This is a genomic window from Pseudooceanicola sediminis (assembly GCF_003575965.1).
Lineage (GTDB): Bacteria > Pseudomonadota > Alphaproteobacteria > Rhodobacterales > Rhodobacteraceae > Pseudooceanicola > Pseudooceanicola sediminis.
This window is the reverse complement of sequence record NZ_QWJJ01000015.1, coordinates 100,943-122,831: the sequence shown is the minus strand read 5'-3', so window position 1 is coordinate 122,831 and position 21,889 is coordinate 100,943. Positions and strand designations below refer to the sequence as shown.

At 65.2% G+C, this 21,889-nt stretch carries 22 protein-coding genes; 7 read left to right on the top strand and 15 right to left on the bottom strand.

Annotated features, from left to right (window positions below; genetic code table 11):
• The first annotated feature begins 76 nt into the window (after positions 1-76).
• On the top strand, positions 77-1,108 hold the full coding sequence (gene hemE / locus DL237_RS16350; RefSeq protein ID WP_119400160.1) for a uroporphyrinogen decarboxylase: 1,032 nt from the start codon (positions 77-79) through the stop codon (positions 1,106-1,108).
• A 13-nt stretch (positions 1,109-1,121) separates the two neighbouring features.
• On the opposite strand, the gene DL237_RS16345 is transcribed toward hemE, so the two are convergent.
• From DL237_RS16345 to clpS, 5 genes are all read right to left on the bottom strand, one after another.
• Positions 1,122-2,021, bottom strand: coding sequence for a YihY/virulence factor BrkB family protein (locus DL237_RS16345; RefSeq protein ID WP_119400159.1), 900 nt, complete (start codon positions 2,019-2,021; stop codon positions 1,122-1,124).
• A 218-nt stretch (positions 2,022-2,239) separates the two neighbouring features.
• The gene (gene hemF / locus DL237_RS16340; RefSeq protein ID WP_119400158.1) at positions 2,240-3,133 is read right to left on the bottom strand and encodes an oxygen-dependent coproporphyrinogen oxidase; all 894 of its coding nucleotides are present in this window, start codon (positions 3,131-3,133) and stop codon (positions 2,240-2,242) included.
• 104 nt (positions 3,134-3,237) lie between these two features.
• Positions 3,238-4,038: an SDR family NAD(P)-dependent oxidoreductase gene (locus DL237_RS16335; RefSeq protein WP_119400157.1), complete on the bottom strand. Its 801-nt coding sequence runs from the start codon at positions 4,036-4,038 to the stop codon at positions 3,238-3,240.
• On the bottom strand, positions 4,035-5,126 hold the full coding sequence (locus tag DL237_RS16330) for a class I SAM-dependent methyltransferase (RefSeq protein WP_119400156.1): 1,092 nt from the start codon (positions 5,124-5,126) through the stop codon (positions 4,035-4,037). Before DL237_RS16330 ends, DL237_RS16335 begins: the two co-directional genes overlap by 4 nt.
• An 8-nt stretch (positions 5,127-5,134) precedes the next feature.
• Positions 5,135-5,455 carry an ATP-dependent Clp protease adapter ClpS gene (gene clpS / locus DL237_RS16325; RefSeq protein ID WP_407691918.1) on the bottom strand — a complete coding sequence of 107 codons (321 nt, stop codon included), beginning with the start codon at positions 5,453-5,455 and terminating at the stop codon, positions 5,135-5,137.
• A gap of 172 nt (positions 5,456-5,627) precedes the next feature.
• Between clpS and DL237_RS16320 the strand changes: the two genes are divergently transcribed.
• Positions 5,628-6,335, top strand: coding sequence for an HAD family hydrolase (locus tag DL237_RS16320; RefSeq protein WP_119400155.1), 708 nt, complete (start codon positions 5,628-5,630; stop codon positions 6,333-6,335).
• Positions 6,336-6,884: 549 nt separating this feature from the next.
• On the top strand, positions 6,885-8,435 hold the full coding sequence (locus tag DL237_RS16315) for a D-alanyl-D-alanine carboxypeptidase family protein (protein ID WP_267897035.1): 1,551 nt from the start codon (positions 6,885-6,887) through the stop codon (positions 8,433-8,435).
• A gap of 149 nt (positions 8,436-8,584) precedes the next feature.
• Here DL237_RS16315 and ccoS read toward each other — a convergent pair whose 3' ends face one another.
• The 5 genes from ccoS to DL237_RS16290 all read right to left on the bottom strand — a co-directional run bounded on the left by ccoS (position 8,585) and on the right by DL237_RS16290 (position 14,010).
• Entirely contained in the window at positions 8,585-8,743 is a 159-nt protein-coding gene (ccoS, locus tag DL237_RS16310) for a cbb3-type cytochrome oxidase assembly protein CcoS (protein WP_119400153.1), read from the bottom strand.
• Between the two features lie 5 nt (positions 8,744-8,748).
• Positions 8,749-10,956 carry a heavy metal translocating P-type ATPase gene (locus DL237_RS16305; protein WP_119400152.1) on the bottom strand — a complete coding sequence of 736 codons (2,208 nt, stop codon included), beginning with the start codon at positions 10,954-10,956 and terminating at the stop codon, positions 8,749-8,751.
• A complete protein-coding gene (locus DL237_RS16300; RefSeq protein ID WP_119400151.1) occupies positions 10,953-11,426 on the bottom strand; it encodes a FixH family protein in 474 nt (157 codons plus the stop codon). The genes DL237_RS16305 and DL237_RS16300 overlap by 4 nt, the downstream gene beginning before the upstream one ends.
• Positions 11,426-12,985 carry a cytochrome c oxidase accessory protein CcoG gene (gene ccoG / locus DL237_RS16295; RefSeq protein WP_119400150.1) on the bottom strand — a complete coding sequence of 520 codons (1,560 nt, stop codon included), beginning with the start codon at positions 12,983-12,985 and terminating at the stop codon, positions 11,426-11,428. The genes DL237_RS16300 and ccoG overlap by 1 nt, the downstream gene beginning before the upstream one ends.
• A gap of 95 nt (positions 12,986-13,080) precedes the next feature.
• On the bottom strand, positions 13,081-14,010 hold the full coding sequence (locus DL237_RS16290) for a LysR family transcriptional regulator (RefSeq protein WP_233545026.1): 930 nt from the start codon (positions 14,008-14,010) through the stop codon (positions 13,081-13,083).
• Positions 14,011-14,129: 119 nt separating this feature from the next.
• Here DL237_RS16290 and DL237_RS20995 point away from each other — a divergent pair, with 119 nt between their 5' ends.
• Together DL237_RS20995 and DL237_RS20630 are read left to right on the top strand one after the other, a co-directional pair.
• A complete protein-coding gene (locus DL237_RS20995; RefSeq protein ID WP_267897033.1) occupies positions 14,130-14,258 on the top strand; it encodes a hypothetical protein in 129 nt (42 codons plus the stop codon).
• A gap of 49 nt (positions 14,259-14,307) precedes the next feature.
• Positions 14,308-14,466, top strand: a complete 159-nt coding sequence (locus DL237_RS20630) for a hypothetical protein (protein ID WP_158585668.1) — start codon at positions 14,308-14,310, stop codon at positions 14,464-14,466.
• Between the two features lie 194 nt (positions 14,467-14,660).
• Here the strand turns inward: DL237_RS20630 and ccoP are convergent, their stop codons facing one another.
• Genes ccoP through ccoN form a run of 4 tightly spaced genes read right to left on the bottom strand, consistent with a single transcriptional unit; the run spans position 14,661 to position 18,081 of the window.
• Positions 14,661-15,524 carry a cytochrome-c oxidase, cbb3-type subunit III gene (gene ccoP / locus DL237_RS16285; RefSeq protein WP_119400148.1) on the bottom strand — a complete coding sequence of 288 codons (864 nt, stop codon included), beginning with the start codon at positions 15,522-15,524 and terminating at the stop codon, positions 14,661-14,663.
• Between the two features lie 3 nt (positions 15,525-15,527).
• Positions 15,528-15,710 (bottom strand): cbb3-type cytochrome c oxidase subunit 3, encoded by a 183-nt coding sequence (locus DL237_RS16280; RefSeq protein WP_119400147.1) that lies wholly within the window; start codon positions 15,708-15,710, stop codon positions 15,528-15,530.
• A 13-nt stretch (positions 15,711-15,723) separates the two neighbouring features.
• On the bottom strand, positions 15,724-16,449 hold the full coding sequence (ccoO, locus tag DL237_RS16275; RefSeq protein WP_119400146.1) for a cytochrome-c oxidase, cbb3-type subunit II: 726 nt from the start codon (positions 16,447-16,449) through the stop codon (positions 15,724-15,726).
• Between the two features lie 12 nt (positions 16,450-16,461).
• Complete coding sequence (gene ccoN / locus DL237_RS16270; protein WP_119400145.1) at positions 16,462-18,081, bottom strand: cytochrome-c oxidase, cbb3-type subunit I; 1,620 nt, start codon at positions 18,079-18,081, stop codon at positions 16,462-16,464.
• Between the two features lie 211 nt (positions 18,082-18,292).
• On the opposite strand from ccoN, the gene DL237_RS16265 reads away from it, so the two are divergent.
• Entirely contained in the window at positions 18,293-19,129 is an 837-nt protein-coding gene (locus DL237_RS16265) for a universal stress protein (RefSeq protein ID WP_119400144.1), read from the top strand.
• Positions 19,130-19,701: 572 nt separating this feature from the next.
• Here DL237_RS16265 and fnrL read toward each other — a convergent pair.
• On the bottom strand, positions 19,702-20,448 hold the full coding sequence (gene fnrL / locus DL237_RS16260) for a transcriptional regulator FnrL (protein WP_119400143.1): 747 nt from the start codon (positions 20,446-20,448) through the stop codon (positions 19,702-19,704).
• 77 nt (positions 20,449-20,525) lie between these two features.
• Here fnrL and hemN point away from each other — a divergent pair, with 77 nt between their 5' ends.
• Positions 20,526-21,881 (top strand): oxygen-independent coproporphyrinogen III oxidase, encoded by a 1,356-nt coding sequence (hemN, locus tag DL237_RS16255; protein ID WP_119400142.1) that lies wholly within the window; start codon positions 20,526-20,528, stop codon positions 21,879-21,881.
• The last annotated feature ends 8 nt before the right edge of the window (positions 21,882-21,889 follow it).

Below are 21,889 nucleotides of genomic sequence, written 5' to 3'. Positions count from 1 at the left end.
CATCCACCCCGGCCGCATCGCTTGACAATCCGGGCGGTGGACGCGACCAGAGGGGTCAGTTTTGGAAGGGCAGCACATGAGCGAGAAGACAATCCTGCGGGCGTTGAAGGGCGAGGTGCTGCCGGTGCCGCCGATCTGGATGATGCGACAGGCGGGACGGTATCTGCCGGAATATCGCGCCACTCGCGCCAAGGCGGGGGATTTCCTGTCGCTCTGCTACAACCCGGAGCTGGCGGCGGAGGTGACCCTGCAACCGATCCGCCGCTATGGCTTCGACGCCGCGATCCTGTTTGCCGATATCCTGCTCTTGCCGCAGGCGCTTGGGGCCGATCTTTGGTTTGTCACCGGCGAGGGGCCTCGCCTGTCGACGATCACGGACCGTGCCGGGTTCGATGCACTGAAACCGGCGAGCGATGTCCATGCCGTGCTTGCGCCCATCTACCAGACGGTGAAGATCCTAGCGCGGGAGTTGCCGAAAGACACCACGCTGATCGGGTTCGCCGGCGCGCCCTGGACCGTCGCGACCTACATGATCGCCGGGCGCGGGACGCCGGACCAGGCGCCGGCCCATGCCCTCATCGCTGAAAACCGCCCGGTGTTCGAAGCCTTGATCGAGCGGATTACCGAGGGGACGATCGAGTATCTTTCGGCACAGATCGAGGCGGGGGCGGACTGCGTCAAGCTGTTCGACAGCTGGGCCGGATCGCTGTCGGGAGAGGATTTCGACCGCTACGCTCTGGCACCGACGCGCCGCATCATCGCCGAACTGAAGGCCCGCCATCCCGACATCCCGATCATCGCCTTTCCGCGTGAGGCCGGCGCGCGATACATCGGATTTGCCAAGGCGACCGGCGCGGATTGCGTCGCCATCGACAATTCCGTCAGCCCCGAATGGGCGGCGGCGCATGTGCAGGTCGACGGCTGCGTTCAGGGCAACCTGGCCTCGGCGCACATGGTTACCGGCGGCGAGGCCCTGGTGCAGGAAACCCGCGCGATTGTCAGGGCCTTTTCAAAGGGGCCGCACATCTTCAACCTCGGCCACGGCATTACGCCGGACGCCGATCCAGACAACGTGCAACGCATGATCGACGCGGTGCGCGGCGGCTGAGATTGCCTGCGCGCTAGGGGGCATTGTCGCTGCCGTCCCGGGTCGGTTCGGCGGTGCCGTCCTCCATCGCCTGAAGGGTACGATCCATCGCGCGGCGCTTGTCCAGCTGGATGTTCAGCGACGCGCCGAGCAATATCAGGAACGCGGTGATATAGAGCCAGAACAGCATCGCAACCGCCGCCCCGAGCGATCCGTAAACCTCGTTGTAATTGGCGAAGTTCGTCAGGTAGAGCGAAAAGGCGACCGAGGCGATGCCCCAGCCCGAGACCGCCAGCCCGGCCCCAGGGGTTGCCCATTTCAGACGTTGGCCACGGTTGTTCGGCCCGTAGCGATAGATCAGCGACAGACCGATCAGCAGTGCCAGGATCGCCGCCAGCCAGCGCACGATCTCGATCAGGATGCTGGTGACAAAGCCGAGCGGCACAAAGCTCAGCACGACGGGCAGGATCACCACGGAGCCCAGTGTGACGATCCCTACCCCCAGCAGCGCCACCGTCAGCGTCAGGGCGGTCAGGTAGTGGCGCAGGTTGCCCCGGTTCGGGTCGCCATGGATCATGTTCAGCCCCAGGATCAGCGATGCCACCCCGGAGCGCGCCGACCAGATCGCCACGCCCAGTGAAAGCACCCCTGCCCAGCCGAGTGTCGACCCGCTGCCCGAACTGATCTTGAGAACCTGGTTCTCGACCAGGTCGAAGATCTGATCGGGAATGATCTCGCGCAGCACGCTCAGCTCATCCACCACGACGGATGGATCCGACACCAGACCCCAGAGCGATATCATGGCAGCAATACCGGGAAAGAACGCCAGCATGCCGTAAAAGGCCACGCCCGCGGCAATCAACCCCATGTTGATCTCGCCTATCTGCCGACCCATTGCCGTCAGCAACTGCCAGAACCGTTTCAACGCATGCAAGACCGATTGCCCCCGGGATGTCCGCCTGTGCCAAACCTAGCGTGATGGCGCGGCCCGCACAGCCTTGCAACCGCGCGCGGGTGGATTCGGTTGGCGGGCGCGGCAATCCTGCATCGCCTCGCAAAGGCCTTCATGTGGCGTGGTCCGCAAGACGGGACGAAAGTCAGGTTGCCGAACGGCGCCGCGTCCGCAAGGTGCCTGTGCCGATAGCCATTTGCTCAGATCCACTTGGCCAGTGGCGGCAGGCTCATCAGCACGGCATTGGCATCATGCCCGGTTTCCAGGCCGAACCGGGTGCCCCGATCATAGACAAGGTTGTACTCGGCATACAATCCGCGGTGCACCAGCTGTGCCTCCTTGTCGGCCCCGTTCCATGGCTGTGCCATGCGCGCCGCGACCAGCGGGCGATAGGCGGGCAGAAACGCCTGGCCGACATCGCGGATAAAGGCGAAATCCGCGGCCCAGTCCCCCGAACAATGATCGTCCAGAAAGATCCCGCCAACACCCCGCGCACGCTTGCGATGCGGGATATGGAAATACTCGTCCGCCCAGGCCTTGAAGCGGGGATAGAACGCTGCATCGTGCCGGTCGCAATGGGCTTTCTGCACGGCATGGAAATGTGCGGTGTCCTCGGCGTATTCAATGCAGGGATTCAGGTCCGAACCGCCGCCGAACCACCAGGCATGGGGGGTCCAGAACATCCGCGTGTTCATGTGGACCGCCGGCACGTGCGGGTTCTGCATATGCGCAACCAGGCTGATCCCGCTGGCCCAGAAACGCGGATCTTCGGCCATCCCCGGCAGCCCCTTGCGCGCGGCCATGGCCGCCTGCGCGCGCGCGCCCAGCGTTCCGTAAACGGTGGAAATATTCACCCCGACCTTTTCGAACACCCGACCACCGCGCATCACGCTCATGACCCCGCCACCGGCATCCGATCCGTCGTCCGATGTGCGCCGCGTTTCGCTCACCTCGAATCGTCCCGGCGCACACTCGGCCATCGGCCCGCACACCAGTGCATCCTCCAGCGCCTCGAAGGCGGCAACGATCTCGTCGCGCAGCGCACGAAACCACGCGCTCGCCTGTGCCTTCTCCGTTTCCATGCTGTCGCTCATACCCGGCTCCCGTGTCATCTGGCCAGAAATACCCCCGGGGGGCCGCGCACCGCGCGGCGGGGGCAGCGCCCCCTCCTCACCCCGACGTCGATGGGTCCGCCGGATCAGTGGGCGGGTGCCGCAACCGGATCCAGCAGGGTGCGCCCGCCATCCACGGTCATGATCTGGCCCGTCATGAAGGACGAGGCCTCGCAGCACAGGTATTGCACCGCCTCGGCCAACTCGCTCGGCGGGGCGATGCGATGCAGCGGGGTATGTTCCTCGATATCCAGGCGATAGTCGCGATTGTCCTTCAGCGTCTCTTTCAGGCTCGACGACATCACCGACCCGAAGGCAACGGCATTGACCCGGATGCGATGCGGCGCCAGGGCCACGGCCAGGCTGCGCGTCAGCTGGTCCAGCGCGGCCGAGCTGACGGAATAGGCCAGCAGATCCGGGTGGGTGCGCCGTGCCGCGATCGACGACAGGTTCACGATCGCCCCCGCCTGACCTTCGGTCTGGCCTTCGGATTGCTTGATCATCCGCTTTGCCACCGTCTGGCTGACCCGCAGCGCCGTCAGCAGGTTCTGCTGCAACAATGTCTCGACGGCATCGTCATCCGGATTCAGCGGGTCCGACGGAATCACCTGCCGCGACGCGTTCACCAGGATATCCACGGTGTCGAAGGCGTCGATGGTTGCCGACAGCAAGTTCGCGATGCTCAGCTTTTCACGCAGATCGCCGGCGAAATAGCGCACGTTGCTGTCGTCGCTGATCTCGCCCAGCTCGGCCTGCAATCGCGCTTCGTCCATGTCGGCAAAGATCACGTTGGCTCCCTTGTTGGCAAAGAGCTTGGCAATGGCCAGCCCGATCCCGTTGGCCGCCCCGGTGACAATGGCCGTCTTGCCGGCAATCGAAAATGTCATCTGTGTTTCCCGTTTCGTCCCGCGCGCGGTGCACGGCCTGCGTGCTCCGATGCGGTCTCTTTGTCCTTGTGTCCCGCGCCGGACCTTACGCCCTGCGCCGCCCCTTGGCGAGTCGGGCGCTCCGCGCTCAACACCTTGAAGCTGCGGTCGCCCCCCAGGGCACTGACCTTGCCGAAAATCTCGTCAAGCACGGTCTCGTAGCCCAGGTGCCGGTTGGCCACCAGGTACAGGGTGCCGCGCGTCGACAGCAGCCGCGCCGCGGCCCGGATAAAGGCACGCCCCAACTCCGGATCGGCGGTGCGCCCGGTGTGAAACGGCGGGTTCATCACAACTGCATCGTAGGGGCTATCCCTGCGCCATTCGCGCGCGTCCTCCCAGTGAAAACTTGCGCGCGGGTCGGAAATGTTCGCGCGGGCACACTCCAGCGCCGCGTGGTCCGCCTCGATCAGGTCCAGCGTGGTGATCGCGTCGTTTTCCAGCAACCGCGCCGAAAGATAGCCCCAGCCGGCCCCGAGGTCGGCCACCCGCCCGCGCAGCGGCGGCAGGGTGTCGGCCAGGAACCGGGACCCCGGGTCGATCCCGTCGGCAGAAAACACACCCGGCGCAGTGACGAAACCGCCCGCGACCGTTTCGGTGCCCCCCTGCCAGTCGGCAAAGACGTCGCCGGCCATGTCGCGCGCCGACATCCAGAACATCTTGCCATGCGCCTTGTTGACAGGCCCCTCGACCGGCACGCGGGCCCGGCTCTCTTTCAGGATCGATTCGATCCCGTCTTCCTTCTGTCCATCTACGATGACCACACCGTCCGTCAGCCCCCGCGCCGTCGCGATCAGCGCCCGCGCGGCCGCCTTGGCCCTGGGCAGGCACACCAGCACCGCGTCATAGCGCCCCTCGGGGGCCACGGCGCAGCCATAGCCAGCGGCGGCAAAGGCGGCGTGATCGGGCCTGAACCCGGTGATCACATGGCAGCGATCCTTCGGCAGGGCCGACAGATCCGCACCGGCGCGCGGGGACAATATGGCGATGCGGCCCTCGGGCAGCACCAACCCGCCAGCCTCGAGGGCCAGCGTCAGACGAGCTCCGGTCATATTGGAAATTATTCCTTTTCCATCGTGCATTGCAGCGGATGCTGGTGCTTGCGGGCGAAATCCATCACCTGCGCGACCTTGGTTTCGGCAATCTCGTGGCTGAACACGCCGACGACCGCGACACCCTTCTTGTGCACGGTCAGCATGATCTCGAATGCTTCCGCGTGGGTCATGTGAAAGAACTGCTCCAGGATCAGCACGACGAATTCCATCGGCGTGTAATCGTCGTTCAGCAACAGAACCTTGTACAGCGGCGGGCGCTTGGTGCGCGGACGCGTATCGACAACGACATTGATGTCGCTGTCGTCGTCGGTTCTGTCTGCCATCATCGTCGGCCGGTTCATCGTCATAGCACTCAATCACCCGTCTCGGGGTACCGGGGCACCCGGATCGGGCGCAGGGGCACCCGTCACGGGCACATAGGGGTTTCGGGCTTTGAGTGAACTATATAACGTCCGCCCCGCCGGTTGAAAGACCTTCGGCGGGAAAGGCATTGCAAAAATGACGCAAAACATCACCACCATTGGCTTTGATGCCGATGACACGCTCTGGCACAACGAACGCTTCTTTCGCCTGACCGAGGGGCGATTCGTCGACCTGCTGTCGGATTATGCGGAACGCGACCACCTGGAGCGTACGTTGCTGGACGCAGAGCGTCGCAACCTGGGGCGCTATGGCTATGGCATCAAGGGTTTCGTGCTGTCGATGATCGAAACCGCGATCGAGGTGACGGACGAACGCGTGCCCGCCGCCGTCATCCGCCAACTGATCGACGCCGGACAAGAGATGCTGCGTCACCCCATCGACCTGCTGCCCCACGCCCGCGCCGCCGTCGAAGCGGCCGCACAGACCCACCGCGTGCTGTTGATCACCAAGGGCGACCTGCTGGACCAGGAACGCAAGCTGGCGCAATCGGGCCTTGGCGATCTGTTTCACGCGGTCGAGATCGTGTCGGACAAGACCGCCCCGGTCTATAGCCAGATATTCAACCGCCACGGAGACGGCGCCGCCCGGGCGCTGATGGTCGGCAATTCGCTGAAATCCGACGTCCTGCCGGTGATCGAGGCCGGCGGATGGGGCATTCACGTGCCGCATGGCGACACCTGGGCATTGGAACACGCCGAAGCCCCCGAACAGACCGACGGCAGCCGGTTCCGCGAACTGCCCGACCTTGGTCAGCTGGCCGCCCTGATGCGCGATATCGGCTGAATCCAGCGCCCCGCGCCGGTGATTCCGGCAGGTCTCAGCGCAAAAGCGCCGGTTTTGTGCGTGCCAAGATCGCGATCAGCGGCGGGGCCGTGCCCCCGGCGCAGGGCACGGCGCGCGCGCAATGGCGCGGACGACTCGGCGTGGGGCGGGCGATAGTCGCATAGCTCAGCGTCGCTTCACGTCCACTCACCAAGGCGTTAGTCCCTTGTTCTGTTGCATTTGCGTCAACACTGTGCCGGAAATGCGCCATTGACGGACCCTGTCCGCTGGCCGGTCTTGTAGGTGTCGCGGGTCACGTCACCACATATTGGCACTGCCGCCGCAAGGTGCAGCCTCGCCCTGCAATCCATTGAAACAATGCGCTTTGCCCGAAAGACACCCTGTGTTAGCCTTTTTCACAATAAAGAATGGTCAGCCGGAAAATCGGCGACCCAATCCGGACCAGCCGGAAATCCGGCGGCATCGAGGCAGATAGGTGACACAGTGACGGCGCGGCAGAGCAGTCGTCCCCTTTGGGGGCTCATTTCGACATTCGCAGCATTTCTTCTGGTGCTATTTCTCTCCACGGCAGCACAGGCAGCGCCCTATGCCGCCATCGTGATGGATGCCCGCACCGGCGAAGTCCTGCATTCAAGCAATGCCGATACCCGCCTGCACCCGGCCTCTCTCACCAAGATGCTGACGCTCTACATCGCCTTCGAGGCGGTGCGCAAAGGCGAGGTCAGCCTGGACACCGAAATCCGCGTGTCACGCAACGCCTCGCAGGAACCGCCCTCGAAACTGGGCCTGCGCGAAGGCCAGCGGATCAAGCTGCGCTACCTGATCCGGGCCGCTGCCGTGAAATCCGCCAATGACGCCGCCACCGCCATCGGTGATTACCTCGGCGGCAGCGAACCCGCCTTTGCCGCGCGGATGGATCGCACTGCCAAGGCGCTCGGCATGACCAGCTCGACCTTCAAGAACGCCAACGGCCTGACCCGTACCGGCCACCTGTCGACCGCGCGCGACATGGCCACGCTAGGGCGGCACCTGCTGTTCGACTATCCCGAATACTACAATCTTTTCGGGCGCAAGCAGACCTCGATCCCCGGCCACACGCTCTACAACACCAACCGCAAGTTCCTGTCGGCGTACAAGGGCGCGGATGGCATCAAGACCGGATATACCAATGCCGCCGGTTTCAACCTGGTCGCCTCGGCCGTGCGCGGTGATGTCCGCATCATCGCGGCGGTGTTCGGTGGCCGCTCGACCGCCTGGCGCAACCAGCGGATGGCAGAGCTGCTCGACATGGGCTTTGACCGTGCCCCCCGCAACGCGCCCCGCCTGGCCCCACCGGCTCCCAACTATGCGCCGCAGGATCCGCTGCTGATGGCGGGCAAGACGGTCAACCGCGTGATCTCGGTCACCCGGTCGCTGCGGCCCAGGGCGCGGCCCGGCCAGCCCGAACCGGTTCTCGTGGCCCAGGCGGACGCCGTCGTTCCCGCAGCCGCGGTCATTTCGCAGGGGGATCAGGATCCCGATGAAAGCGATACCGTGCTCGCCGCCGCAACCACCGACGATATCGCCCAGCAGGTTGCGGAACTGGTTGCCAGCAAATCCTACGATCCCCCCCCCGAACCCGAAGCGATCGAGGTTGCCGCCGCTGTCGTCGAACAGCCCGAATATGCCCGCCTCAATCCGATGCCACGGCCCAAGGACCTGCTGACGCAATTTCCCGCCGCCGTCCCGGCCACCGCGCCCGCATCTGCAAGCGCAGCCCCAACCGCCGAACCCGTCATCCAGGCAGAGCCCGCGGTGATCAAGCCCGCCGCCGTGGCAGAACCGGAACGCGTCGTCGTCACCCGGATGAATGCCTCGGCCGAGGCCCTGTGGGGGGTCAGCATCGGGCGCTACAATACCAAGGGCATTGCCGAGCGTATCCTGCTGACCACCGCGCTGTCCGAGATCGAAACGCTGGAGGGGGCAGAGCGCAAGGTGCTGCAAAAACCCACCGGGTGGGAGGCCAACTTTGTCGGCCTGACCCGGGACGCCGCCGACCGCACGTGCCAGCGCCTGACCGCGCGCAACATGACCTGCTTCATGGTCGGCCCCGGCACCTGAGCCGCGCTGCCGGCCTCCCCCTTATCCCGACATGCAAAAACGGGCGCCCCGCCGGGCGCCCGTTTTCATGTCGTGTCCCCAAGGCCTGTCTGTCGCGGGGGCGGCTGGCAGCTGGTCCCCCCCTGGGATGCGCAGATCGGGTCTCCGGGTCAGGCCTTCGGGTGATGGTCCCATTGTTCGGACAGGATGCGTTGTGAATTGCCGTCGGGGTCGTCGTATTGACCACTCCGCACCGTATACACAAAGGCGATCAGCCCCAGCCCGCCCAGAAACAGGGAAATCGGGATCAGCCAGACGAGAACTTCCATGGTCGTTACCTCAGTCGCAGCGCGTTGAGCGACACCGTGACCGAGCTGGCCGACATGGCCAGCGCCGCTATGAGGGGGGAACAGAAACCCGCCACCGCCAACGGCACGGCAATCACGTTGTAGAACGTCGCAATTCGGAAATTCTCACGAATGCGCCGGATTGCGCGAGAGGCGGTGAGAAGCACGTCGGGAATGGGCGACAGGTCGCCACCCAGAAGCACAATATCGGAGGCAACCCGCGCAGCGTCCAACGCAGAGGCGGGCGAGAGGCTGACATCGGCAGTTCTCAGCGCAACTGTGTCATTTAAGCCATCCCCGACCATCAGCACCTTGGCACCGGCGCTCTGCAAGGCGGCGATTCGTGCGGCCTTGTCGGCGGGCAGCAGCGCGGCCTGCCAATCGGTGATGCCCAGCTGCTCGGCCAGCCGCCGTACCGGCCCTTCGGCATCGCCCGACAGCAGAAGAACCCGCAGCCCCTGCGCCCGCAACGCGGCGATAGCCTGACTGGCGCCCGGGCGCAGATGGTCCTCGAACGTCAGCACATGCACGCGGCCACCGATCTGCAAATACGACGCCATCCCCACTGCCGCGCGCGGCAGCACCGGCGCCTCGCCCTGCGCGGCTGCGCCGTTGCCGCACCAGTCCGCCCGGCCCAGCCTCGCGCGGCGATCGCCCAGCAGCGCCTCGGTGCCATGGCCCGGCACCTCGCGCAGATCGCTTAGCTTAGCGGGCTCGACCCGCCCGTCGAGCGCCTGCACCAGCGCCCGGCTCAGCGGATGCGACGACCCCTGCGCCAGCGCCAGCGCCACCCCCAGCGTCGTGTCGTCGACATCGGCAAGGTTGGTCGCCACGGGCACCCCTGCGGTCAGCGTCCCGGTCTTGTCAAAGACCACGGTATCGACCAGCGCCAGCCGCTCCAGCGCGGTTTCATGCTTGATCAGCAACCCGCGCCGGAACAGCCGCCCGGACGCCGCCGTCGTCACTGCGGGCACCGCCAGCCCCAACGCACAGGGGCAGGTGATGATCAGCACGGCGGCGGCGATGTTCAACGCCACGCGCAGATCCCCGGTGCCCAGCCACCAACCCGCAAAGGCCAGCGCCGACAGGATATGCACCCCCGGCGCATACAGCCGCGCGGCCCGGTCGGCCAACGAGGTATAGCGGCTGCGCCCGCTTTCCGCGATGGCCACCAGATCGGCCATCCGATGCAACGAAGTATCACGCCCCACGGCTGTCGCCCGCACCAGCAACGGCCCCGTCAGGTTGACCTCGCCCGCGCTGACCGCCTGCCCCGGCGTCGCCTGCACCGGCAGCGTCTCGCCGGTCAGCAGGCTGCGATCCAGCTCCGACTCCCCCCCGACGACCACGCCGTCCACCGGCATCCGGCCACCGGGACGCACCCGCACCAGATCACCGATCGCGACCTCGGCCACCGGCACCGGCACCTCGGCCCCGTCGCGCAGGATCACGGCACGCGGCACCTCCAGCGCCGCCAGTTCCTCGGCGGCGGATCGCGCCATGGCGCGCGTGCGGTGATCCAGATACCGGCCGGCCAGCAGGAAAAAGGTCAGCGTCAGCGCCGCGTCGAAATAGGCATCCTCGCCCGACAGCGAGACCTCCCAAAGCGATGTGACCAGCGCCAGCACGAGGGCCAGCGTGATCGGCACATCCATGTTCAGCCGCCCGACCCGCAGCGCGCCCCAAGCGTTGCGAAAGAACGGCTGGGCGCAAAAGGCAATGGCGGGCAGGGTGATCGCGGCGCTGATCCAGTGAAACAGATCACGCGTCGCATCCTCGGCCCCCGCCCAGACAGACACCGACAACAGCATGACATTCATGCTGGCAAAGCCCGCCACGGCCAGCCGCATCAGCAGATCGCGCCCTGCACGGTCCGTCGCGGTGGCCGCGATGGCACCCGCATCCAGCTCATGCGCCTCGTATCCGGCGGCCACGACCGCCCGCACCAGCCTCGCCGCCTCGACCCCGGGCGACGCGCTGACCTGCGCACGTTTCAGCGTCAGGTTCACCCGCGCGCCCCGGACGCCGGGTTCCGCGGTCAGGGCGCGTTCCACCGTGTCGATGCAGGCGGCGCAATGAAGGCCGGGGATCGACAGCATCAGCGTCACGTCCTTCAGCGCGCGGGCGGCAATCTCGTCCGCCGCGGGGGCCACACCACAGGCCGGACAGGCCGCGAAAGGGGCCGCCTCGCTCATCGCGTCACGTGCAGGATGACCCGCTGGGTAAAAGCGGTGCCATCGTCGGCCGTGGCATTGATCCGCACGTCCCACTTGCCCCCGGCCAGCTCCAGCGGTGCTTCGTAGTAGCTGCCGTTCCAGGCAAAGGCCGGCGCGACATCCGCGCTGCGCACCGTGGCGCGGCCCACCACGGCCTGCAATTCTTTGGCGCGCACCGGCTGGCCTGCGCGATCGGTGATCCGCAGATGCACCCAGCCGTTCGCGTCATCGGCATAGATCGTCCACCCCAGCCTTTCCTGCGCGGCGCGGCGGGTGTCGAACTCCTGGCTGGCCACATAGGAATTCGCCACTTCCAGCCCCGGAAAGGTGCGCACCGCCTGCGTCGCCATCACCACGTTGACGGTGATGATCACGCCAAAGGCCGCCACGAAGCCCGCCAGAACATGCCAGCCCTTCAGGGTGAACCCAGGTTTCACTGCGTTTTCCATCAATTTTCCCTTCCATTGAAGACGGTGTCGCGGCTCGCCCGGTCGCCGTTGGTCATATCCTCGACCCAGACCCTGAAATTCGTGCGCTCCACTTCGGCAGGGTCGGTGGCCTGCGCCGCCTCCACATACAGCCGCACCAGCTCCGCACTGTCGGCGGGCACGACGACGGTTGCGTCACCGCTGCCCTCGACGGACGCGACCAGCGGGGCATCGCCCCCCACCGTCAGGCGGAATGGTCGCGCCTCACCCGTCTTGTTGCGCAGACGCAGGTCATAGACGTTGCGGATCGTGCCATCGGACAGGGTGATGAAGGTCGGGTTGCGCACCGGCGCAACCGTCATGTCGATATCCGAGCGGACGAACAGCGCGAACACCAGCCCCAGCCCGACCGCCCCCCAGAGCAGCGTGTACAGGATCGTGCGCGGTCGCAGCACGTGCCGCCAGATCCGGCGCGGGGCGGCGCCCGCGCGCTCGGCCGTCTCGTCCGTCAGCGCCATGTAGTCGATCAGCCCGCGCGGTTTGCCGATCTTGTCCATCACGTCGTCGCAGGCGTCGATGCACAGCGCGCAGGTGATGCAGGCCATCTGCTGACCATCGCGAATGTCGATGCCCATCGGGCAGACGTTGACGCAGGCGTTGCAATCTATGCAATCGCCCAGGGTTTCCTTGGCTGGAATCGGCCCGCCCACGCCGCGCGGCATCCCCGGCATGGCAAGGAATGGCGCGGTGCCGCCCGCCTTCGGGCCGGCGATGCGCAGGTCCATCGCCTTTGCGGCCCGTTCCTGCATCTCGGCCCGGCGGCGATGCTTGCCCCGAGGCTCGCCGCGCCATTCGCGATAGGCGACGGTGATCGTATCCTCGTCCATCATCGCCGCCTGGATACGCGGCCAGGGGCAGGCGTAGATGCAGATCTGTTCCCGCATGAAGCCGCCAAAGACAAAGGTGGTCAGCGTCAGGAACGCCATCGTGCCATAGGCGACAGGATGCGCGCTCAGCGTCACCAGATCCCGCAGCAGGGTCGGCGCATCGGCGAAATAGAACACCCATGCCCCGCCGGTCGCCAGCCCGATCAGCAGCCAGACCAGCCACTTTGTGACCCGCAGCCGCACCTTGCGAAAATCCCATGCCTTCTGGCGATGCAGGCGCAGGCGGGCGTTGCGGTCGCCCTCGATCCAGCGCTCGACCAGGATGAACAGGTCCGTCCACACCGTCTGCGGGCAGGTATACCCGCACCAGACCCGCCCCAGGGCCGAGGTGAACAGGAAAAGCCCCAGCCCCGCCATCACCAGCAACCCGGCGACGAAATAGAACTCGTGCGGCCAGATCTCGATCCAGAAGAAAAAGAACCGCCGACTTGCCATGTCGATCAGCACGGCCTGATCCGGCAGGTTCGGCCCACGATCCCAGCGGATCCAGGGCATCAGGTAATAAATCCCCAGCGTCAGCGCCATGATCCCCCATTTCAGGCGGCGGAATTTGCCCGTCACCCGGCGGGGAAAGATCGGCTCGCGCTTGGCATACAGGCTGGGTTCATCAAGGCGTGGCTGGGATGTCGACACGGGATTCGTCTCACTTCTGCGCAGGGTCGTCCCACGCGTTGTGACAGAGCGCGCCACCCCCCACCTTGACTTGCATCAATAGGGGCATCCCCGGGTCATGTTATTTCCGCGTCGCCCCGCCCTGCCACCGGCTGACCGGCGTAGCCATGGCCCTCGCCCTCGGCCCGGCGCGCCTGGGCCCGCACCCAGGACATGAATTCGCGCGCCAGCGGACGGATATGGCCCGGATGCCAGACCAGGTAATAGCCCTTCTTGCGGCGATCCTCGTACAACAGGCGCAATCGCCCCGCGACCAGGTCACTTTCGACAAAGGCACGCGCGATCACCGCCACCCCGCGCCCGTCGCGCGCCGCGTCCAGCATCAGGTTGCCCGGCAACGACGTCACGCCCTTGGACATGTCCAGATCGCGACCATGCCAGCGCAGGAATTCGCTTGCCTCGTTTGTGCCCAGTTCCTGCAACCAGTGATAGCCGGTCAGATCACCAGGATCGACCGTGCCCCCCTGCCCGACCAGCGCCGGGGCGGCGACAATCGCAATCGGCGTGTCCAGCAACAGCTCGGCTTGCAGGCCGCTCCACTCGCCCGTGCCATAACGAAGGCCCACATCCGCACCGCCCGGCCCGATCGCCTGTATGACCGGCGTCGGGTCCAGCATCAGCGACACGCCCGGATGACGCCGCTGAAAATCCGCGAGTCGCGGCATCAGGAAGGACGAGGCAAAGGCCGGCGTGCAGGTCACCATCAGAGGCCGTGCCGCATCCTGACCTGTTAATCTTTCAATAACGGATTCGATCGAAGAGACACCGCCGATCACCGCGTCGGCAACCTGCCGCCCCTCGTCCGTCAGGGCCAGCTGGCGCCCCCCCCGCTCCACCAGGGCCAGCCCCAGATGCGCCTCAAGCCCCTTTATTTGCTGACTTATCGCGGCATGGCTGACGTTCAGCCGCGCCCCCGCCTGAACGGTCGATCCGGTTTCCGCCAGGGCGGCAAGCGCCCTAAGCGCGCTGAGCGGGGGAAGGTTCATCCAATCAATCATGTAAGCCAGTCTTACACAACTTCAGGTTTCCTGAATAGGTCGGTGATGAGTTTTGGCGTATCAAAGTCAGCAGAGACGTAAAGAAGACCCACCAGAGGACAAAAGCCATGCTGAACATCTTTGCAAAATCTTTCCTGACCGCCAGCCGGTCCCCCGACACCGCCGCCGCACGCAAGGCCTCGCCGGACGATGCGAAACCGCGCCTGCGCGTCCCCACTCACCTGCGCGCAAAATAACGCGCCCTTCGGCCGGCAACCTGGCCACCCGACACAGGAGGATCCCACGATGGGCCCGTTTTATGACCGTTCCCAAGACCTCTACCCCTCTGACCTCGACGCGCGCGGCCGCCACCCGAATGGCCGCCCCTATCGCGATGCCCCGCGGCGCGCCCGCCGCGAACGCCTGCACTGGCTTCAGGATCTGATCGACTGGACCAGACCCTGAGGGCCGCGATGGCCCCCCAACCCCGGCATCAATCTCCCCGTGCCGGGCAAACTGAAAACCCCGCAGGCTATCGCGCTGCGGGGTTTCTTTTGTGGCGCACCCCGGCTCAGGATTTGCGCGAACAGGATGGACCGGGGCACGCCCGCCCGGCCGCAGGGGACGAACCGGCGGACGGGCTTGGCGTCGGGTCGGCGTTACTCGCCGCCGCCCAATTGGTGGACATAGCTGGCCACGGCGCGGATCTGCGCCTCGCTCAGCCGGTCGCCCCAGCTCGGCATCACGCCAAAGCGCGCGTTTTGCACGGTTTCGTGGATCGACGCATAGTCGCCTCCGTACAGCCAGATTGCATCCCGCAGGTTCGGTGCGCCCTGATCGCGGTCGCCCGTGGCGGCCTCGCCATGACACGACACGCAGTTCTCGGCAAAGACCTCTGCCCCACGCGGCACGACGCCCGCGTCCTGCGGCGTGCCCGACAGCGACATCACGAAATTGACCACCGCGTCGATATCGTCGTTTTCCAGGATGTCATCGGCGCCAAAGGCGGGCATCTGGCTATAGCGGGCGTCAGGGTCTGTCTCGTTGCGGATGCCATGGGTGATGGTGGTGTGGATCGCGTCGATCGAACCACCCCAAAGCCAGTCGTCATCCAGCAGGTTGGGATACCCCTTGGCCCCCGCCGCCCCTGACCCGTGGCACTGCGCGCACCAGGTCTTGAACACCGCCCCACCCGCAGAGGTGGCGTATTGGTTCAGCGCGCCATCCCCCGCGATCTCCTCCAGCGGAACGGAGACAAGTTGCTGGTTGATCCCGGCATTCGCCGTCTCGACCGCTGTCAGCTTTTCCTCAAGCTGGCCACGGGTGGAAAAGCCCAGCATCCCCGGGGTCGCGCCCCGCAGCAGCGGGATGGACGGGAACAGCACCGCATAGCCGATGCCCCAGACGATGCAGGCGTAAAAGGTGTACAGCCACCAGCGCGGCAGCGGCGTGTTCAGCTCCTCGATCCCGTCCCAGCTGTGGCCGGTGGTTCCGTGCTTGTCCTTCAGGTCATTGTCGCTCATCGCTCAGGCCTCCTTGTCGGCGGCAGCAGGCCGGTCATCGTTGCGAAAGGGAATGCTGGCCGTGTCGCGGTACACCCGGCGGCTGCCGGGGCGGAACACCCAGACAAAGACACAGACAAAGAACACGAACAGCCACAGCAACATCCAGCTGTCGGCAAATTCGCGCATCAGGGAATAGGTATCCATCTTTGCTCTCCCCTTAGCGGCTTGCGTCGGGCGTGAAGGTCGAAAAATCGACCAGCGTGCCCAGCATCTGAAGATAGGCGATCAGCGCATCCATTTCCGAAATGCCCGACCGCCCGTCGAAATTGCGCACCTGCGCCTTTGGATAGCGCGCCACCATGTCGTCCCAATTGCCGAACGGCTGGACCTGCACTGAAAAATCGGCTTCGGCGTTGGCGATCATCTCGTCCGTGTACGGCACGCCGACCACGCGATGCGCCTTCAGCTCGTCCTGGATATAGCGCCCGTCGATCGGCACATCGGCCAGAAAGGCGTACTTCGGCATCACCGATTCCGGCACCACGCTCTGCGGGTCGCTCAGGTGGTCGACATGCCATTCGTCGCTGTAGCGCCCGCCGACCCGCGCCAGGTCCGGCCCGGTGCGCTTGCTGCCCCACTGGAACGGATGGTCATACATCGACTCGGCCGCCAGAGAGTAGTGCCCATAGCGCTCCACCTCGTCACGCATCGGGCGGATCATCTGGGAATGGCAGACATAGCAGCCCTCCCGGATGTAGACATCGCGCCCCGCCAGCTCCAGCGGCGAATAGGGGCGCATGCCCTCCACCTCCTCGATGGTGTTCTGCAGGTAGAACAGCGGCGCGATCTCCACGATCCCGCCAATGCTGACGACCGCAAAGGAACAGACCAGCAGCAGCGTCGCGTTCCGCTCGAGGAACTTGTGCTTATCGAGAATACCCATGTTTTCCGCTCCTTATTCTGCCGGGACCAGGCCATTGGCCCGGGGTCCGCTGGCTTCGCCGATCTGGGGCGCGCGGGTGGCGGTCAGCCACAGGTTGACGCACATGATGATTGCGCCGCTCAGGTACATGACCCCGCCCAGCCCACGCACCACGTACATCGGGAACTTCGCGGCCACCGTGTCGGCAAAGCTGTTCACCAGGAACCCGTTGGCATCCACCTCGCGCCACATCAGCCCCTCCATGATCCCGGTCACCCACATCGACGCGGCGTAGAGAACGATCCCGATCGTCGCCAACCAGAAATGCCAGCTCACCATCGACAGGCTGTACAGCCCCACCCGGTTCCACAGCCGCGGCACCAGGAAATACAGGCACCCGAAGGTGATCATCCCGTTCCAGCCCAGCGCCCCGGAATGCACGTGCCCGATGGTCCAGTCGGTGTAATGCGACAGCGAATTCACGGCCCGGATCGACATCACCGGCCCCTCGAAGGTGGACATGCCGTAGAACCCGATCGCCAGCACCATCATGCGGATCACCGGATCGGTGCGCAGCTTGTCCCAGGCGCCGCTCAACGTCATCAGACCGTTGATCATGCCGCCCCAGCTCGGCATCCACAGGATGATGGAAAACACCATGCCCAGCGTGCTCGCCCAATCGGGCAGCGCGGTATAATGCAGATGGTGCGGACCGGCCCAGATATACAGAAAGATCAGCGCCCAGAAGTGGATGATCGACAGCTTGTAACTATAGACGGGCCGCTCGGCCTGCTTGGGCACGAAATAGTACATCATCCCCAGGAACCCGGCGGTCAGGAAAAACCCGACCGCGTTGTGACCGTACCACCACTGCGTCATCGCATCCTGCACACCGGAAAACAGCTGCACGGACTTGCCGCCCCAGATGCTGACCGGCACCGCCAGGTTGTTGACCACGTGCAGCATGGCGACCGTCACGATAAAGGCCAGGTAGAACCAGTTCGCCACGTAGATATGCGGCTCTTTCCGCTTGATCACCGTGCCCAGGAACACCGCCAGGTAGGCCACCCAGACAACCGTCAGCCACAGGTCGATATACCACTCCGGCTCGGCATATTCCTTGGACTGGGACCCGCCCAGGACATAGCTCAGCGCCGCCATCACGATGAACAGGTTGTAACCCCAGAACACGAACCACGCCAGGTTGCCGCCCCACAGCCGCACCGCGCTGGTGCGCTGCACGACATAGAAACTGGTACAGATCAGCGCATTGCCCCCAAAGGCAAAGATCACCGCACTGGTGTGCAGCGGGCGCAGGCGGCCAAAGTTCAGATACCCATCGGCCCAGCCGAAATTCAGCGCCGGAAACGCCAGCTGAAAGGCGATGAACACCCCCACCAGAAACCCGACGACGCCCCAGAACGCCGTTGCCACCACCCCGAACCGAATCACGTCGTCCATGTATTCGCCCGACAGATCGCGCACCACGACCTCTTCATCGGTGTGCCGCAGCACCACGATGAACATCCCCGCCGACACCGCCATCACCACCAGCGCATTGACCATATAGGCCAGGTCGCGTGCGTAATTCGCCGCGATTGCCGCCATCAGCGTGACAATCGCCAGCACGATCAGCTTTACTGCATTTGTCATATTCGTCCCTCTGTCCGTCCGGGCTGTCGGCCCCGCGCCGGGGTCCGTCCCGTCGCGCATTCGCGTCCTTGCCCGGCTGCTTATCACCGCTGCGTGATCGGCTTTCCTTGATCTGCATCAATCGCCACGGGCGGCTTGACCCAGATCAGGGCGGCGCATGGACAGGCGTGCTGGAATGGCCTCATCGCAATGCCAAGAGAGGGAGGCTGGAATGGCCTACAAATCTATCTTCACGGTCGTCACGCAAAACGATGACGCCCGGATTGTCCTCGACAACGCCGTCACCGTTGCCATCCGGCAGGACGCGCATCTCGATGTGCTCTGCCTCGGCATCGACCGCAGCCAGGTCGGCTATTACTACCCCGGTGAAAACGCGCTGATCCTGCAAGAGGCGATCGACACCGCCGTGGCCGAATCACGCGACCTGGAAAAGACCGTCACCCAGGCAATGGCCGGGGCGGAACTGCGCTGGTCCAGCGAGGCCGACGTGACACAGCTCGGCGACATCGGTCGCCATGTCGGCTGGCGCGCACGCTTTGCCGATCTCGTCGTCCTGCCAAAGCCCTACGGCCCGAACCGCCAGTCCGAACATGAACAGATCACCGAAGCCTGCCTGTTCGAAGGCCGCGCCCCGATCCTGATCCTGCCCGCGCAGGCCACCCCCGAGGCGCTGAAAACCCCGCTGATCGCCTGGAACGAAACACCCGAGGCCCTCGCCGCCGTGCGCGCCGCCCTGCCGCTGCTGCAACAGGCGCGCGACGTGCATATCGTGGTGATCGACCCGCCAGTGCATGGCCCGAACCGTTCCGATCCGGGCGGCCTGCTCGCGACATGGCTGGCCCGCCACGGCGTCTCGGCCAGTATCGAGGTCGTGGCGAAAACCATGCCCCGCGTCTCCGACCAGATCAGCCGCCACGCGCAGGACATCTCGGCGGATCTGATCGTCATGGGCGGCTATGGTCATTCGCGGTTCCGCCAGGCGATCCTGGGCGGCGCCACCCGCAACATGCTGGAGGCCAGCGAACTGCCGATCTTCCTGGCGCACTGAACCTCCGAAAACCGGGGCAGCGCGTCTCTCCCCCCGCTGCCCCACCTTGCCCCAGAACTGGCGTTGCACCCAAACTGCCCTCCCCCCAAACTGGTGTCGCCCTGAGCTGCCTTGCCCTGAGCGCCCCGCCTCTCGGCCTGCGCGCACCGCCCGATCATCCCCCCGGGATGCACCCCGCCCGTGTCCTGCCGGATCGACCCTACCGAGTGTGCACCACCGACCGCGCCCCACTGCACATGTCTCGCCACACCCCGGCGCAGACGCGACGCCCTCCCTGTCATCTGGCCCGAAATACCCCGGGTGAGGCGCCCCGCGCCGAGGGCAGAGCCCTCCCTCCCGCGCTCCGCACGCGCGTCTCCCCGCTGCCCGGTCGGGGGCTTTTCCGCACCGTTCGGATACCGCTTCGATACCGTCAAGATACCGACGTCCGAATCCTTTAATTTCAAGGGCTTGCACGACTGGGGACCGCCCCTTCACACCACCGCGTCACACCGCCGCCACCGCACCGCTGTGGGCACAAAAAAATGCCCCGCGCTCGCGCAGGGCATCTCCTGTCGTCCCGCGGCGACATCTCAGCTCAGGATACCGCCGTCGCTGTCATCCCCGGCTTCTTCCAGCAGGCGGCTGAAATCGGGCACGACGACATGACGCGTGCCCTCCAGCACGATCACCCCGTCGCGCTTCAGGGCCGAGATCTGCCGGCTCACGGTTTCCAGCGTCAGCCCCAGGTAATCTGCCATCGCCTCGCGCGTCAGCGGCAGATCAAAGACCAGTTTTCCGTTGGGAGTCATCAGGTTGAGCGTCGCATCCCGCCGCGCCACGATGGCCAGCAGGCTGGCGATCTTCTCGCGTGCGGTCTTGCGCCCCAGCACCAGCATCCATTCACGCGCCGCATCCAGTTCGTCCAGTGTCATCTGCAAGAGACGCTGCGCGATATGCGGCGTCGTCTCCATCAGCTGCTCGAACGGCTTCTTGCGAAAACAGCACATGACCAGCCCGGTCGTCGCCACCACGTCATAGGCAGCCCCGTCGCGGCCCGGCCGCCCCACGAAATCCGACGGCAGCAACAGCCCCACCATCTGCGTACGGCCGTCCTCCATCGCCTGCGTCAGCGTCGCCACGCCCGAAACGACGGACCCGACGAACTCCATCCGATCCCCCGCCCACACGACAGTCTGCCCCGCCTCGAAGCTGCGGTAATACTTGATTTCTTCCAACACGGCCAATTCATCGGCGTCACAGCGGGCGCAGACTGCCCGATGCCGTATCGGGCAAGCTTTACAATCTTGCGTGGAATGGGCGAGGTCAGTGTGCAGCATGATCGCCTGTATGTTGCCGGTGGCAGATTGATCTGGGTCAAGGAGGTCTCAGTGAGGCCCTGTTAAATCCTATGCCCATGGATATCAAAACGCAATTGTCCCGCCACGGCCTGTTTGACGCGAAAGTTCCGCGTTACACCAGCTATCCCACGTCGCCGCACTTCTCGGATGTGACCGGGCCTGCGGCCCATGCCGACTGGATCGCCGCCATCCCCCCTGGAGCGGCCATCTCGCTCTATATCCACGTGCCGTTCTGCCGTCACCTCTGCTGGTTCTGCGCCTGTCGAACGCAGGGCACGCAGAGCACGGCCCCCGTTGCGGCCTACCTGCAAACCCTTCTGAGCGAACTGAGAATGCTCAAGGCTCACCTGCCCGAAGGGGTCGCGCTCTCGCGCCTGCACTGGGGCGGCGGTACGCCCACACTGTTGACGCCCGCGATGATGGAAACCCTTGCCGGCGCCATTGCCGATGTCGCCCCCCTGGCACCCCACGCCGAGTTCTCGGTCGAGATCGACCCCAATGAGGTCGACGACGCGCGTCTTTCCGTGCTTTCGGCGGCAGGCATGAATCGCGCCTCGATCGGCGTGCAGGATTTCGACCCCCAGATCCAAAAGTGCATCGGACGCGAGCAGAGCTACGAGGTGACACGCGATGTTGTCGCTGCAATCCGCGATCACGGTGTCTACAGCCTCAACGCCGATATCCTCTATGGGCTACCGCATCAGACACCGGGAAAGATCACCCAGAGCGTTCAGAAATTGCTATCGCTCAGCCCCGACCGCGTTGCGTTGTATGGGTATGCCCACGTGCCCTGGATGGCGCGCCGTCAGAGCTTGCTGCCCGCCGATACACTGCCCGCCCCCGAACAGCGCCTTGCCCTGTTCGAGGTCGCGCGCCAGATGTTCCAATGGGACGGCTACGCGGAAATCGGCATAGACCACTTTGCCCTTGCAGGCGACGGGCTTGAGATCGCCCAGAAAGCCGGCCTGCTACGGCGCAACTTCCAAGGTTACACGGACGACACCTCAGATGTGCTGATCGGCGTCGGGGCGTCTTCCATCTCTCGGTTTCCGCAGGGGTATACCCAGAACAACGCCGCCACCTCGGGATATACGGCCGCCATCCGAAACAGCGTCTTTTCGACCGTGCGAGGACATGCCTTCACACATGAAGACCGCCTGCATGGCCGGATCATCGAGGCGCTGATGTGCGACTTCGAGGTCCGCACCGGCGAACTTTCCGCGCATTTCGACGTCGCGCCAACTGCGTTGACCGCAATGTTCAACGAGGTCGCGGCCCAGTTTCCCGATCTCCTGCGCGTCACGACAGATGGGCTGTTCATCCCGCAGCCAGTGCGCCCGCTGACGCGAATGATTGCCCGTGCCTTTGATCGTTACGACACTGCGCCCGCCCGTCATTCGTCGGCGATCTGAGGCGCCAA